The 14,270-nt window shown below is 73.4% G+C and carries 12 protein-coding genes and 1 pseudogene; 6 read left to right on the forward strand and 7 right to left on the reverse strand.

Annotated elements, in window-relative coordinates; genetic code table 11:
- Nucleotides 1-393: 393 nt before the first annotated feature.
- On the forward strand, nt 394-1,365 hold the full coding sequence (locus JWP64_RS25245; RefSeq protein WP_297502016.1) for a M23 family metallopeptidase: 972 nt from the start codon (nt 394-396) through the stop codon (nt 1,363-1,365).
- A 10-nt stretch (nt 1,366-1,375) separates the two neighbouring features.
- Here JWP64_RS25245 and JWP64_RS25250 read toward each other — a convergent pair whose 3' ends face one another.
- Genes JWP64_RS25250 through JWP64_RS25265 form a run of 4 tightly spaced genes read right to left on the reverse strand, consistent with a single transcriptional unit; the run spans nt 1,376 to nt 6,328 of the window.
- Nucleotides 1,376-2,851: a gluconate:H+ symporter gene (locus tag JWP64_RS25250; RefSeq protein ID WP_297502019.1), complete on the reverse strand. Its 1,476-nt coding sequence runs from the start codon at nt 2,849-2,851 to the stop codon at nt 1,376-1,378.
- A complete protein-coding gene (locus tag JWP64_RS25255; RefSeq protein ID WP_297502022.1) occupies nt 2,851-3,477 on the reverse strand; it encodes a bifunctional 4-hydroxy-2-oxoglutarate aldolase/2-dehydro-3-deoxy-phosphogluconate aldolase in 627 nt (208 codons plus the stop codon). The genes JWP64_RS25250 and JWP64_RS25255 overlap by 1 nt, the downstream gene beginning before the upstream one ends.
- Nucleotides 3,474-5,063, reverse strand: coding sequence for a D-aminoacylase (locus JWP64_RS25260; RefSeq protein WP_297502025.1), 1,590 nt, complete (start codon nt 5,061-5,063; stop codon nt 3,474-3,476). The genes JWP64_RS25255 and JWP64_RS25260 overlap by 4 nt, the downstream gene beginning before the upstream one ends.
- Complete coding sequence (locus tag JWP64_RS25265; RefSeq protein WP_297502028.1) at nt 5,063-6,328, reverse strand: alanine racemase; 1,266 nt, start codon at nt 6,326-6,328, stop codon at nt 5,063-5,065. Before JWP64_RS25265 ends, JWP64_RS25260 begins: the two co-directional genes overlap by 1 nt.
- A 129-nt stretch (nt 6,329-6,457) precedes the next feature.
- Between JWP64_RS25265 and JWP64_RS25270 the strand changes: the two genes are divergently transcribed.
- The 3 genes from JWP64_RS25270 to JWP64_RS25280 are packed head-to-tail and all read left to right on the forward strand — an operon-like array spanning nt 6,458 to nt 8,638.
- On the forward strand, nt 6,458-7,453 hold the full coding sequence (locus JWP64_RS25270) for a sugar kinase (protein ID WP_297502030.1): 996 nt from the start codon (nt 6,458-6,460) through the stop codon (nt 7,451-7,453).
- Nucleotides 7,450-8,352, forward strand: a complete 903-nt coding sequence (locus tag JWP64_RS25275; RefSeq protein ID WP_297502033.1) for an IclR family transcriptional regulator — start codon at nt 7,450-7,452, stop codon at nt 8,350-8,352. Before JWP64_RS25270 ends, JWP64_RS25275 begins: the two co-directional genes overlap by 4 nt.
- The gene (locus JWP64_RS25280) at nt 8,234-8,638 is read left to right on the forward strand and encodes a RidA family protein (RefSeq protein WP_297502036.1); all 405 of its coding nucleotides are present in this window, start codon (nt 8,234-8,236) and stop codon (nt 8,636-8,638) included. Before JWP64_RS25275 ends, JWP64_RS25280 begins: the two co-directional genes overlap by 119 nt.
- Here the strand turns inward: JWP64_RS25280 and sthA are convergent.
- A pseudogene (gene sthA, locus JWP64_RS25285) lies at nt 8,639-10,039 on the reverse strand (Si-specific NAD(P)(+) transhydrogenase).
- 277 nt (nt 10,040-10,316) lie between these two features.
- On the opposite strand from sthA, the gene JWP64_RS25290 reads away from it, so the two are divergent.
- Nucleotides 10,317-11,375 carry a DUF4192 domain-containing protein gene (locus JWP64_RS25290; RefSeq protein WP_297502038.1) on the forward strand — a complete coding sequence of 353 codons (1,059 nt, stop codon included), beginning with the start codon at nt 10,317-10,319 and terminating at the stop codon, nt 11,373-11,375.
- A gap of 2 nt (nt 11,376-11,377) precedes the next feature.
- On the opposite strand, the gene galE is transcribed toward JWP64_RS25290, so the two are convergent.
- Together galE and JWP64_RS25300 are read right to left on the reverse strand one after the other, a co-directional pair.
- Complete coding sequence (gene galE, locus JWP64_RS25295; protein ID WP_297502039.1) at nt 11,378-12,343, reverse strand: UDP-glucose 4-epimerase GalE; 966 nt, start codon at nt 12,341-12,343, stop codon at nt 11,378-11,380.
- Nucleotides 12,344-12,520: 177 nt separating this feature from the next.
- Nucleotides 12,521-13,252: a metal-dependent transcriptional regulator gene (locus JWP64_RS25300; RefSeq protein ID WP_297502042.1), complete on the reverse strand. Its 732-nt coding sequence runs from the start codon at nt 13,250-13,252 to the stop codon at nt 12,521-12,523.
- A gap of 84 nt (nt 13,253-13,336) precedes the next feature.
- Here JWP64_RS25300 and JWP64_RS25305 point away from each other — a divergent pair, with 84 nt between their 5' ends.
- Nucleotides 13,337-14,209 (forward strand): sulfurtransferase, encoded by an 873-nt coding sequence (locus JWP64_RS25305; protein WP_297502044.1) that lies wholly within the window; start codon nt 13,337-13,339, stop codon nt 14,207-14,209.
- Nucleotides 14,210-14,270: the final 61 nt, after the last annotated feature.

The following is a 14,270-nucleotide window of genomic DNA, read 5'->3' on the forward strand; positions in this document are numbered from 1 at the left end:
ACGAATCCACCCTGTTGGAGTCCCGCGGCGGTCCTCGACGAGGCCCGGCGCGACGGGCGGGCGTTCTACGCGTGACCCACGGCACCGTCCGTCACACTATGTGACGAGTTGCGTACGAAGAGCAGTGGTGGATGCGAAAACGGGTCGTTCCGTGCGCCGAACGGGAACGCCCGACCGGCGTGTCCCTGCGACTCGCCGGATTCGACCGCTCGGCGCCGTCCACGATCCGGTGGTCCTTCCGGAGGCAACCTCCGCCTCGACGCCCACGTCCGCGCGGCTACGTTCGGTCCCGGATCACGGCGCGGTCACGAAACGGACTCGAGTCGAACCCCAGTCGCTCGCCCGCTCCCCACGGGTCGTCCGGCCGCCGGTGATCCGGAAGGAAAGAAAGACGTGGCACGGCATCGCTCCCCCCGGGGCCGTCGCGCGATCGTCGGCTCCTCGCTGCCCGTCCTCGTGACGGCGTCGAGGACCGGTGACACGCTCCGGTCCACCACCGCAGGGTTCACCCCGTCCCTGCTCGCCCGCATGGCCGCGGTCACCGTCGCCGGTGGCACGTTGGCCGCTGTGGGCCAGGCCGCCTACGCCGGCACCCTCCCGGACATCGGCGTGGACACCATGCTGCTCGGCGCCGCGGAGTTCACGACGACGGACGCCGTCGCCGCCGAGGCTCCGGCCCTGCCCCCGATCGGTGCAGAGGCCCCGATCGCTGCGGAGGCCCTGCCGACCGTGGACGGCGCCGCCATCGCGGCCCTCGCCACGGCCCCGGCCGCCGCCGCCCCGGTCGCCGAGTCCCCGAACGTCGCGAACCTCGTCAAGGCCGCCGGGCTGCACCAGCAGACCGCCGCCGCCACGCGGAAGGCGGCCGAGGCCGTCAAGGCTGCGGAGGCAGAGCAGAAGGCCACGGCGGAGGCCGCAGTGCGGCTGACGACGCAGCAGGCGAACACCGTCGCGGCCGCCGTTCCGGCGGCAGCCAAGGGAGCGGTCCAGCTGGTCGTCGGACGGGTCTCGTCCGGCTTCGGCATCCGCGGCGGCACGCCGCACATGGGCATGGACATCGCCGCGCCGATCGGCACCCCGATCAACGTCCCGCTGGCCGGCACCGTCATCAGCTCCGGCCCGGCCAGCGGTTTCGGCCTCTGGGTCCGGGTACAGCACGCGGACGGCACGATCACCGTCTACGGACACATCAACCGCTCGCTCGTGAGCGTCGGACAGCAGGTGCAGGCCGGCCAGCAGATCGCCGAGGTCGGCAACCGCGGCGAGTCCACCGGACCGCACCTGCACATCGAGGTCATCACCCCGGGCGGGACGAAGATCAACCCGCAGCCGTGGCTGGACGAGCGCGGCTTCCGCTACACGTGATCCACAGGCTCTAGACCACGAGCCAGACGAGGCCGGCCATCGCGAAGCCGACCACGGACAGGATCGTCTCGAGCACCGTCCAGGTCTTCAGCGTGTCCTTCACCGACATGTTGAAGTACTTCGACACGATCCAGAACCCGCCGTCGTTGACGTGGCTGGCGATGATCGAGCCCGCGGACACCGCGACGACGATCAGCGCCACCTGCGCCTGGGAGAACCCGCCCGAGGTGACGGTCGGGCCGATGATCCCGGCGGTCGTCACGATCGCGACCGTCGCCGAGCCCTGCGCCAGCCGCAGCGCCGCGCCGATCAGGTAGGCCGAGACGATCACCGGCAGGCCGATCGCCGTCATCGAGCCGGCGAGCGCGTCGCCCACCCCGGTCGCCCGCAGCACCGCGCCGAAGAACGAACCCGCGCCGACGACGAGCAGGATCATGCCGATCGGCTTCAGGGACTCACCGGTGATCCGGCCCAGCTCGACGACGGTCATGCCCCGCCGGAGGCCGAGCAGGTACATCGCCAGCAGCACCGCGATCGTCAGCGCGATCGCCGGCGTGCCGAGGAACAGCAGGACCGAGCGGATCGCCGAGTCCTCGGCGAGGGCGATCGTGCCGACCGTCGCGCCCAGGATCAGCACCAGGGGCACGGCGATGATCGCGCCGATCAGGCCCACGGACGGCGGGCGGGTTGTGCGGACGGCGGTCGCGGTGGCGGTACCACGGCCCGTCGGTCCGTCGGCGTCGTCGGCGGGGGAGGAGCCGCCGGCGGGCGGCGAACGGCCGTCGGGCAGCTCGGGGACATACTCCTCCGGGACCGCGACGTCGATCCGCTTCCCGACGAACGAGCCCCACCACACCCCACTAACCAGCCACGCGGGAATCCCGCAAATCAGGCCCATGATGATGATCCAGCCCATGTCCACGCCCAGCAGCCCGGCCGCGGCGACCGGCCCCGGGTGCGGCGGCAGGAACGCGTGCGTCATGGACAGGCCGGCGAGCATCGGCAGGGCGTAGAGCACCAGCGAGCGTCCACCGCGCTTCGCGGCCACGTAGACGAGCGGCGCGAGCACGAAGATGCCGATGTCGAAGAAGACCGGGATGCCGAGGATGAGGCCGGTCAGGCCCATCGCGAGCGGCGCGCCCTTCGGCCCGAAGAGCTTGAGCAGGCGCGTGGTGAGCACGTCCGCGCCGCCCGAGCGTTCCATGATCGCGCCGAGCACGGTGCCGAGCCCGATGATCGGGGCGATGTGCCCGAGGATGCTCCCGAAGCCCGTCTCCAGCAGCGAGTCCGCGGACTTGATCGGTGTCCCGACCAGCTTCGTGACCGGGAGTCCCGCGACCAGCGCCACCGCGACGCCGACCACGATCAGCGCGACGAACGGTTCGAGTTTCAGCTTGATGATGAGCAGCAGCAGGACCGCCACGCTCACGGCGGCGAGTGTGAGCAGGCCTGCCGTGTCGTGTTGCAGCCAGTCGACGAAGGACATCAGCTCTCCAGCCGGGAAGGGGTGAGGGCGGCCGCGAAGGCCCGGGCGCGGTCGGTGATCAGGTCCCACTCGCCGGCCGCGACGGCGGCCGGGGGGACGACGGAGGTCCCGGCGCAGACGGCCGAGGCGCCCGCGGCGAGGAACTCCGCGGCGTTGTCCGTGGAGACGCCGCCGGAGGGCAGCAGCCGCGCGTGCGGGTAGGGGCCGAGCAGGTCACGGAGATAGGCGGGGCCCAGCCGCCCGGCCGGGAAGATCTTGACGGCGCTCGCGCCCAGGTCCATCGCCTCGGCGACCTCCGTGGGGGTGAACGCGCCGAGGTACACCGGGACGCCCGCGGCCACGGCGACGTCGGCCACGGCCCGTCGCAGACCGGGGGTGACCAGGAACGTCGCGCCCGCGTCGATCGCGGCCTTGGCCTGGTCCCCGGTGAGGACGGTCCCGACGCCGAGGTCGACGCCGGGCTCGCCCGCCGCCGCCCGGAGGTGGTCGAGCACGCCCGGCGTGGTGAAGGTGAGCTCGACGGTCCGGATCCCGCCGGCCGCGAGCGCGCGGCAGAGCGCGGCGGCGTCCGGGATCCGCTCGGCGCGGACGACCGCGAGCACGCGGTCCTGCATCAGGTGGGTCATGAGGTGCTCCCGTCCGGCCGGCGGCGCAGCGCGCGCCCGGCCAGGGCGTCGGTCCGGTGCGAGTCCTCGATCGCGAGCTCGCCGTTGACGATCACGTAGGGGATCCCGGCGGCCGGTTGGGCCGGGTCCGCGAACGTCGCGGTGTCCGCCACGACGTCCGGGTCGAACAGGACGAGATCCGCGGCGTAGCCCTCGCGGACGAGGCCGCGGTCGTGCAGGCGGAGCCGGGCCGCGGCCCGGCCGGTGAGGTGTCCGACGCACTCCTCCAGGGAGAACATGCCCAGGTCACGGCAGTAGTGGCCGAGGTAGCGCGGGAACGTCCCCCACGCCCGCGGATGCGGTTTGGCGCCGACCAGCAGGCCGTCGCTCCCGCCCGTGTGCCGGGGGTGACGCATGATGGCCTGCACGTTCTCCTCGTGCCCGACGTGCTGCAGGATCCCGGTGCCGAGGTCGTCTGCCAGGAGGAGCTCGACGCAGACGTCGAAGGGGTCCTTCCCCTCGGCCAGCTCCTCGATCGTCCGGCCGACGGCGTGGCCGAGCGCCGGGTTCGTGACCCCGCTGATCTCGATCGTCTCCCACTCGGCGATCACGCCGTGGCAGCCGTCGGAGCCGTGGACCTCGAGGTCCTCCCGGATCCGGGCGAGCGCGGCCGGGTCCCGCAGCCGGTCCAGCGTCGCGGTGTGCCCGCCCGCGGACGACCAGCTGGGCAGGATCGCGGACAGCGTCGTCGCGCCGGGCAGGTACGGATAGGTGTCCAGGGTGATGTCCGCGCCCGCCGCGATGGCGTCGTCGAGCATCGTGATCAGCTCGCCCGCGCGGCCCTTGTTCGGGCCGAAGTTCAGCGTCGCGTGCGAGAGGTGCAGCGGGCAGCCCGCCCGGCTCGTCAGGTCGATCATCTCGGCGTAGGCCTCGAGCGCGCCCCTGCCGTAGGAGCGGTGGTGCGGCGCGAAGAGCCCGCCGAGCTCACCGACCGTCCGGCAGAGCGCGAGCAGCTCGGCGTTGTCCGCGTACATCCCGGGGGTGTAGGTCAGCCCCGCGGACATGCCGACGGCGCCCTGCTCCATCGCGGTCCGGACGATCCGCTGCATCGCCTCGACGTCCGCGGCGCTCGCGGGCACGTCGTCCCAGCCGCAGACCAGCGCGCGGACGACACCGTGCGGAACGAGGTAGGCGGCGTTGCCGGCGATGCCGCGGTCGAGGCGGTCCAGGTACTCGCCGACGCTGCGCCAGGAGATGTCGAAGTCCTGCGGATCGGAGTTCCAGCCCGCGATCTTGCGGCGCAGGACGGCGAGCGCGGCGTCGTCGACGGGGGCGTAGGACAGCCCGTCCTGGCCCAGCAGCTCGGTGGTGACGCCCTGGCTGATCTTCGCGAGGTGGTCCGGCGCCGTGAGGATCTGGAGGTCCGAGTGGGCGTGCATGTCGATGAAGCCGGGGGACAGGACGAGCCCGTCCGCCTCGATGACCCGGTCGGCCGTGCCGTCGCCGCCGATCGAGGCGATCAGGCCGCCGTCGAGCAGCACGTCCGCGCGGTAGCGGGGGCTCTCCGTGCCGTCGACGACGGTGGCCCCGCGGATGAGGGTGCGCATCAGAAGTAGGTCCTGACCAGGTCGACGACGACCGGGTCGGCCTCCTCGGTGCTCTCGACCACCGGGATCCACCGCCACTTGTCGAAGGCCGTGCACGGGTGGGAGAGGCCGAGCCGCACGACCTGCCCGACGCGGATCGGGTCCTCGGTGCGCAGGAACGCGTGCTGGTCGTTGACGGCGGTGATCTCACCGGTCAGCGAGGTGGCGGGGGCACCGAGGGAGTCCGCGAGGAGCTGCGGTTCGGGCAGGCCCTCGTCGAACGGGACGTCCCGCTTACCGGCGTCGAGCAACGCCAGGCCCGGCTCGGGGCGGGAGACGACGCGGGCCCACGCGTGCATCGCGGAGCGGAAGGGGGTCGAGGCGCCTCGGGAGAAGGGTGAGATGCCACGGTAGAAGCCGTCGTCGTGCACGAGGTAGGCGCCGGAACGCAGCAGGACCTGCGTGCGGTCGTCGGCGAGCGGGCCGAGGACGTCCGCGACGTCGTCGAAGTAGGCGCTGCCCCCCGCCGTGACGACGACCTCGTCCGTCTCGTAGCGCAGGCTCCGGTGCAGCGCCGCCATCTCCCCGAGATAGCGCCGCACGGCGTCGAGCGCGGCGGGGGAGGCGTCATGGGCGAGCGCGCCCTCGTAGCCGCTCACGCCGCCGAGCGCGAGGGCCGGGCTCGCGACGATCGCCGCCGCGACGGCCTCCGCCTCCGCGCGGCTGCGCGCGCCCGTCCGCCCGCCGGGAGCACCCAGCTCGACCAGCACGGTGAGCGGCCGGGTGGGCCTCATCGGGAGCGCCCGCTCCATCGCGGCGACGGTCTCGACCGAGTCCGCCCAGCTCAGGACCTCCAGCTCGGTGTCGGCATCGCGCGCCCGCGCGACCATCGCGACGCCGTGGGGATCCACCAGCGCGTTCGCGAGCATGATCCGCCGGAGCCCGGACTCGAGCCCGACCTTGACCTGTGACGGCGTGGCGAGCGTGATGCCCCAGGCGCCGGCCCGCAGCTGGAGGTCCCAGAGGGCGGGCGCCATCGTCGTCTTGCCGTGCGGAGCGAGGCCGACGCCACGCTCGGCGCACCACGCCGCCATGTGCTCCGCGTTCTCCCGCAGCGCCGACCCGGTGAGCACCAGCAGCGGGGTGCCGAACGCGGACAGCCGGGGCCCGGTCGCGAGGAACTCGCCGACGGTCACGTCGCCCGCCGCGTCCGGCAGGGACTTCGCCAGCGGTCCCGGCCGGAGGTCGGTGGTCGCGTGCGCCGGCGGGCTGGTCGTTCCGGTCATGGTGCGTCTCCTCGGACGACAGGTGCGTTCAGCTCGTGCGTTGCGTGCTATGCAACGTGCGTTGCAGAATATGCTGCGCTGGTTGTAGCATCGCCGCCGGCAGAGCGTCAACGTGCGGGGGTTCGAGGTATGCAGCCGACGGTCGTGTGTCTGGGCGAGGCGCTGGCGCTGCTCCCGGACGTGCCCACCGGCGAACCGGCCCCCGACATGGCGCGCGCCGCGGGCGCCGAGGTGAACGTCGCGCTCGGCCTGGCCGGGGCCGGGACCCCTGTCGCGTGGATCGGTCGCCTCGGTGACGATGCGCTCGGCGCGGTCGTGATGTCCGAGCTGGAGGGCCGCGGGGTCGACGTCGGCGCCGTGGAGATCGACCCGGCCCTGCCGACCGGGTGCTACGCGAAGACCGTGGCGATCGGGCCGGACGGCGAGCCGTCGTCGCGCATGCACTACCGCCGCGCGGGCTCGGCCGCCGCGGGCATGGGGCCGGGCTTCCTGGCGCGGCCCGCCGTCCGCGAGCGCCTCGCCGCCGCCGCGTTCGTGCACGTCAGCGGAATCACCGCCGCGCTGTCGCAGCCCTGCGCGAAGCTGATGGAGGCCCTGCTCGCCGCGCCGCGGAACGGGCGCGCGGTGTTCGACGTCAACTGGCGCGAGCAGATGTGGCCGTCCGGGGACCCTCGTGTCGTGGTGGGGCTCGCCGGGCTCGCGGACGTCGTCCTGGTGGGCGGCGACGAGGCGCGGCGGGTGTTCGGCACGGACGATCCGGCGGCGCTGCGGCGGCTGCTCCCCGCGCCGGAACTGCTCATTGTCAAGGACGGTGCGGACCGGGCGCTCGCCGCGGCGCGGGACGGGAGCGTCGTCGCGCAACCGGCGCTCGCGGTGGAGGTCCTGGAGCCGGTGGGGGCCGGGGACGCGTTCGCCGCGGGCCTGCTCACCGGGCTCGTCCGGGGCGAGCCGATCGAGCGATGCCTGCGGCGCGGGCACCTCGGCGCGGCGGCGGTGCTGACCGTCCCCGGGGACTCCGCGACGCCGCTGCCTGCGGCGATGCTGGGCCGGCTCCTCGACTCGACGGAGCGGGAGTGGGCGGACGTCCGCGTGTCCGCGGCGGGGGTGAAGGAGGTGACCCGATGAGTGCCAGTCTGGGGAAGGCGTTGCAGATCCTGGTCCGGCTCGGTGCCGGGCCCGCGTCCCTGGACGACCTGGCGGGCGCGCTGGGCGTGCACAAGACCACGGTCCTGCGGCTGCTGCGCACCCTCGCCGAGGACCACTTCGTCTACCGGGACGGCAACCACCGCTACCACCTCGGCGCCACGGTCTTCGAGCTCGCCTCGCGCGGACTGGACCAGCGCGAGGTCCGCGGCATCGCGGCCCCGCACCTGGCGGTGTTCAACGCCGAGCACGGCCGCACGACGCACCTCTCGGAGCTGGTGGGCAGCGAGATCGTCTACATCGACAAGCTCGAGTCCCACGACCACGTGCGGATGGCGTCCCGGATCGGCCTGCGTGCGCCGGTGCACTCGACGGCCGCGGGGAAGGCGCTGGTCGCGGACCTGCCGCCGGCCGAGCTCGAGCAGGTGCTCAGCGCCGTCGAGTTCACCCGGGCCACCCCGAACACCCTCGTGACGCGCGAGGACTACCTGGCCGAGCTCGCCCGCGTACGCGAGCAGGGCTGGGCGCACGACAGGGAGGAGAACGAGCGCTCCATCAACTGCATCTCCGCGCCCGTCCGCAGTGCCTCGGGCCGGGCCGTCGCCGCCGTGTCGGTCTCCGTCCCGGACATCGTCATGACCTACGACCAGCTCGTCGAGCTGGTCCCCTCACTGCTGGCCGTCACCGGCCGGATCTCCCGGGACCACGGCTGGCAACCCCCGAGCACCTCGAATCCGTCACCACCTCGAAAGGCCGCCCCGCATGAACAGCAAGACCGTCGTCAAGACCGACGCCGCCCCGGCGCCCGCGCACACCTTCAGCCAGGCAGTGCGCAAGGGCGGGCTGCTGCAGGTCTCCGGCCAGGGACCGATGGACCCTGAGTCGAACACCTACATCGGCGAGGGCGACGTCCGCGTCCAGACCCGGCGCACGCTGGAGAACGTCCGGGCGATCCTCGAGGCCGGCGGCTCGTCGGTCGAGGACGTGCTGATGTTCCGCGTCTACCTCACGAAGCGGGAGGACTTCCCGCTGATGAACGAGGTCTACGGGGAGTTCGTCGCCGAGCACGTCCCGAGCGGTGCGCTGCCCGCCCGCACCACCGTCTTCGTCGACCTCCCGCACGAGGTCATGCTGGTCGAGATCGACGCGCTGGCGGTCGCCGAGTAGTCAGCTGTACGCCTGCAGCGCGCGGATCTTGTTCGTGACGTCCAGCGCCGCGACCTTGTAGGCCTCGGACAGCGTCGGGTAGTTCAGGACCGTGTCCACCAGGTAGTCCACGGTCCCGCCGCAACCCATGATCGCCTGGCCGATGTGGACGAGGTCCGTGGCGTTGGTGCCGAAGACGTGCACGCCGAGCAGGGTGCGGTCCTCCGTGGACACCAGCAGCTTGAGCATCCCGTAGGAGTCCCCGACGATCGCGCCGCGGGCGAGCTCGCGGTAGCGGGACATCCCCACCTCGTACGGGGTGGAGGAGCCCGTCAGCTCCGCCTCGGTCTTCCCGCAGTAGGAGATCTCGGGGACGGTGTAGATGCCGATCGGCTGCAGACCGTGCAGCTCCCGGGCCGGTTCGTCGAACGCGTGGTAGGCGGCGAGCCGGCCCTGGTCCATGCTCGTCGCGGCCAGGGCGGGGAAGCCGATGACGTCCCCGACGGCGTAGATGTGCCCGACCTCGGTGCGGTAGCGCTCGTCGACGGAGATCCGGCCGCGCTTGTCCGCGGTGAGGTTCGCCTTGTCCAGGTGCAGCTCGTCCGTGACGCCCTGCCGGCCGGCCGAGTACATGACCATGTCCGCCGGGATCTTCTTGCCGCTGGCCAGCGTCGTGACGGTGCCCTTCGCGGTGTTCTCCACCCTGGACACCTCCTCGCCGAAGCGGAAGGTCACCGCCTGGTCGCAACTTGAGCGACTCGACGACCTCGGGGTCGCAGAACTCCAGCATGTTCGTCCGCTTCTCGACGACCGTGACCTTGGTGCCGAGCGCGGCGAACATCGAGGCGTACTCGATGCCGATGACACCCGCGCCGACCACGACCATCGAGGTGGGCACGCGCTTGAGCCTGACGACGGCGTCGGAGTCCACGACGTGGTACTCCTCGTCGTCGAACTCCACCTCCGGAGGGCGTGCCGGCCGGGTGCCGGTGGCGATCACGATCTTGTCCGCGGTGACGGTGTTGTGGTCCCCGCGGGCCGCTCCGTGCACGGTGACGGTGTGCGGGTCCTCGAACTGGGCGGTGCCGCCGAGGATGTCGACGTGTTGCGCATGAGCTGGTTGCGGATCACCTCGACCTCGTGCCCGACGACGTGCTGGGTGCGCGCCATCAGGTCCGCGATGGTGATCTCGGACTTGACCCGGTAGCTCGCGCCGTACATGTCCCGCTGGGCGAAGCCGGTCAGGTACAGCACGGCCTCGCGCAGCGTCTTCGACGGGATGGTGCCCGTGTTGACGCAGACGCCGCCGATCATGTCCCGGCGCTCAGCGACGGCGACGCGCTTGCCGAGCTTCGCCGCCGCGATCGCGGCCTTCTGTCCGCCCGGCCCCGAACCGATCACCAGCAGGTCGTAGTCGTACACCGACCGTCCCCTCGCGTGCTGTCGGAAGTTCCGTCCGCGCGGCCGGGGTGACCACACGCTCCGTCAGCGTTCCCCGTCACGGACCGGCGGAGCAACCGGAGGACGTTACATCTGTGCGACGACAGGACCGCTGCTCAGTGGCGTCCGTAGGGGCGATTCATCCCCAGGCCGGGATTTCGGGGCCTCCGAACGGGTCAGGACCGGCGGGCGAACCGCTGTCCACAACCGAGATCGTCGCGATTTCCGGACCGTCGGTGCGCGGCCGGACGCTGCCTCCATGACCGCAGCACCTGCACCGCTCGACTCCTCCGATCCGCCACCGCTCCGGGTGCGGGACCCCGGCGAGCTCATCGCCGCGATCCCGGTCCTGCTCGGGTTCCACCCCCGGGACTCGGTGGTGCTCGTGGGCACCGGCGGCCCGTCCGGGCGGCGGATCGGGCTGACGCTGCGCGTGGACCTGCCCCCGCCCGGCGTCGGCGAGGATCTCGCGGTGGTCTGCGAGACGGCCGCGGACGCGATCCTGAACGGGGATCCGGCGAGCGTGGCGGTCGTCGTCGTGCAGGGCGGCGGCGGTCCCGCGCACCCGCGCCGGGGCGAGGCCGCCACCGCGATGGTGGCCGCGCTCGCCGTCGTCGGGCTGAGGGCGCACACCGTGGTCTGGGCGGGCGGCACCGCCGCCGGGGACCCGTGGGCCTGCTACCCCTCGGTCGACCCGTGCGGCTGCACGGGAGCCGTCCCGGACCCCTCGTCGACTCCGCTCGCCGCGGCGGCGGTGGCCCGGGGGACCGTCGTGCGCGCCTCGCGCGAAGAGCTCGAACAGCAGGTCGTGCCCGCGTCCCGGGACGTCCTGGCGCGCCGGGCGAAGGAGCGGGACCGGTGGACCGACGAGGCCCGCACGAGCACCCTCGCGGAGCACTGGACCGCCCTGCAGGCCGCCCTCGACGACGCCGCGGCCTGCCGGCTCATGGTCGACGACGCGCTGGTCCTGGCCCTGTCCGCGGCGCTCGAGGAACCCGCTGTGCGGGACATCGCCCTCGCCGCCTGTGCCGGGTCGCAGGCACCGGCCGCGGAGCAGCTGTGGGCTGCGCTCGCGCGGGAGACCCCCGCTCCGGAGGCCGCGGAACCCGCCGCCCTGCTGGCCGTCAGCGCCCTGCTGCGCGGGGACGGCGCGCTGGCGAACATCGCCCTCGAACGGGCGCACCGGGCGTGCCCCGGGCACCGGCTCGCGCTCCTGTTGCGCCAGGCCCTGGACTCAGGGATGGGGCCGGTGGAGATCCGCCGGTGGCTCGAGGAGACGACCCTGCCCCGGGACCTCCGACGAGAGGATCTCCGGTGACCTCAGACGGGCAGGCGGTCCTGGGTGAAGCGCCAGGCGTCCCCGACGATGGTCCGGATGTCCGTCCGCGTCGGCTGCCAGCCGAGCTCCGCCGCCGCCGCCGCGCTGGAGGCGATCAGCACGGCCGGGTCCCCGGCGCGTCGCGGTGCGATCGCGGCCGGGATCGGGTGGCCGGTGACCTCACGGCAGGCCTCGACGACCTCCTTGACGGAGAAGCCCTGACCGCTGCCGAGGTTGTAGATCGAGTGCCGGCCCGGGGCCGCGTTCGCCAGGGCGAGCGCGTGGGCCTCGGCCAGGTCGTCGACGTGGATGTAGTCCCGTATGCAGGTGCCGTCCGGGGTGGGCCAGTCGTCGCCGTAGATCGCGACGGACTCGCGGTGCCCGGTGGCGACCTGCAGCACGATCGGGATCAGGTGCGTCTCGAGCGTGTGCCGCTCGCCGTAGCGGCCGTGGGCACCGGCGACGTTGAAGTACCGCAGGCTCGTCGCCGCCAGGCCGTACGCGGTGGCGTAGGAGGTCAGCATCATGTCGATGGCGAGCTTGCTCGCGCCGTACGGGTTCGTCGGCCGGGTGGGCGAGGACTCCAGGATCGGGACCTGCTCGGCCTCGCCGTAGGTGGCGGCGGTGGAGGAGAACACGATCCGCGGCACGTCGTGCTCGCGCATGGCCTCCAGCAGCCGGAGCGCGGCGATGACGTTGTTGTCCCAGTACAGCTCCGGCCGCACCACGGACTCGCCCACGAGCGACCGCGCGGCGAAGTGCAGGACCCCGTCGAAACCGCCCTCGCCCAGCACCGTCCCCGCGATCTCGGCGAGGTTCCCCTCCACGAACCGGGCCCCGTCCGGGACCGCGTCGCGGTGCCCCGTGGACAGGTCGTCGAGCACGACGACCTCGTGCCCGGCCTCGGACAGATGCGCCGCGCACACGCTGCCGACGTAGCCCGCGCCACCGGTGACGAGCAGCTTCACAAGGTCCTCCTGGGGGGTCGACTCGCTGCGCGAACGGTCTCACGCCCCGCGGTGTCACGGGCATCCGGCCCGGGACGGGGCCTGCAACGACGAGTGCCCCGGCCGGATGGCCGGGGCACTCGATCGGGTGACGAGCATGTCGGGAGGGGCGGCGCGACGCTCGTCTCGGTGGTGCGGTCAGACGGCGCGGACCAACACCGCGTGGGCGATCAGCGGCCCCACCGGTGCGGTCTCGCCGTCGGAGGTAACGGACACGGCGTCGCCGAAGCGGGGGATGGCCGCGACGTCCACGCCCTTGCCGGGCACGATGCCGGCCAGCTTCAGCTCGCCCATCAGGTCCGCGTCCACCTGCACGTGCTCGGCGATCCGCCGGACCTCGACCTTGCCGCCGCCGCGGCGGGCGAACTCGTCCAGGCGCTGCAGGCCTACCTCGAGGGTGGGCGGCGCGGAGGCGGTGTGCCGCGCGGCGGCCTCGGCCAGCTCGGGCTCGACCGTCAGCTCGTCCAGGCCGGGGATTGGGTTGCCGTAGGGCGAGACCTGCGGGTTGTCCAGGAGGCGGACGAGCTTGCGCTCGACCGCCTCGCTCATCACGTGCTCCCAGCGGCAGGCCTCGGCGTGGACGAGCTCCCACTCGAGTCCGATCACGTCCGTGAGCAGCCGCTCGGCCAGCCGGTGCTTGCGCATGACGGCCACGGCACGCGCGCGGCCGTTCTCGGTCAGTTCGAGATGACGATCCCCGGCGACGACCACGAGCCCGTCCCGCTCCATCCGCGCCACGGTCTGGCTCACGGTGGGACCGCTCTGCCCGAGACGTTCGGCGATCCGCGCGCGCAGCGGGACGACGCCTTCCTCCTCGAGCTCGTAGATCGTTCGGAGGTACATCTCGGTGGTGTCGATCAACTCGTTCACAGCCGGACCCCTCTTCGTTGTCGACCCAGTCTAGCTGTGCGGCGCCCCGTCGGCCGTCGCCCCTCGCCCGGGCAGGATGGTGGGGTGTCCGTCCTCGTTTCCCCCCTTGACCTGGCCGCCGACCTGGAACGCGGCTCCGCCGACCGGCCCGTCGTGCTCGACGTCCGCTGGCGGCTCGGCGGCCCTCCCGGACGCGCGGACCACGCCGCCGGGCACGTGCCCGGCGCGGTGTTCGTCGACCTCGACACCGAGCTCGCCGCGCCGCCCGGCACGGGCGGCCGGCACCCCCTCCCGGAGCCGTCGCGGCTGGAGGAGGTGTTGCGGCGCGCGGGGATCTCGGAGGGCTCGCGGGTGGTGGCCTACGACCACGCGGACGGGTCCGTCGCCGCCCGCGCGTGGTGGCTGCTGCGCTGGGCCGGGCTGTCCGCGGACCACGTCGCGGTGCTCGACGGAGGTTGGGCGGCCTGGCGCGAGGAGGGGCTCCCGGTCTCGACGGAGGAGCCGGCGCCGGAGCCCGGAGACGTCGTCGTCCGGCCGGGCGGCATGCCCGTGCTCGACGCGGACGGGGCGGCGGCGCTGGCCCGCTCCGGGGTGCTCCTCGACGCCCGCGCGGGGGAGCGCTACCGGGGCGAGGCGGAGCCGGTCGACCCGCGGGCCGGGCACATCCCCGGCGCCCGCAGTGCCCCCTCGGCCGGGAACGCCGGCCACGACGGGCGCTGGCAGGAGCCCGAGGACCTGGCCGAACGGTTCCGCGAGCTGGGCGTCGAGCCCGGCTCCGGGCCCGAGGCCGTCGGGGCCTACTGCGGCTCCGGGGTGACGGCGTCGTCCCTGGTCCTGGCGCTGGAGCACGCCGGCTTGACGGCGCCGGAGAAGCCCGCGGCGCTCTACGCGGGGTCGTGGTCGGACTGGTCGACGGACCCGGACCGGCCCGCGGCGACCGGACCGGAGGCGGGATGACCGTGGTGAGATCCCGCCGCGGGCGACCGCGGCTCTCCGGGAGGCGTGGCCGCGCGCGCCC

The organism is Pseudonocardia sp. (assembly GCF_025465255.1).
Taxonomy (GTDB): Bacteria; Actinomycetota; Actinomycetes; order Mycobacteriales; family Pseudonocardiaceae; genus Pseudonocardia.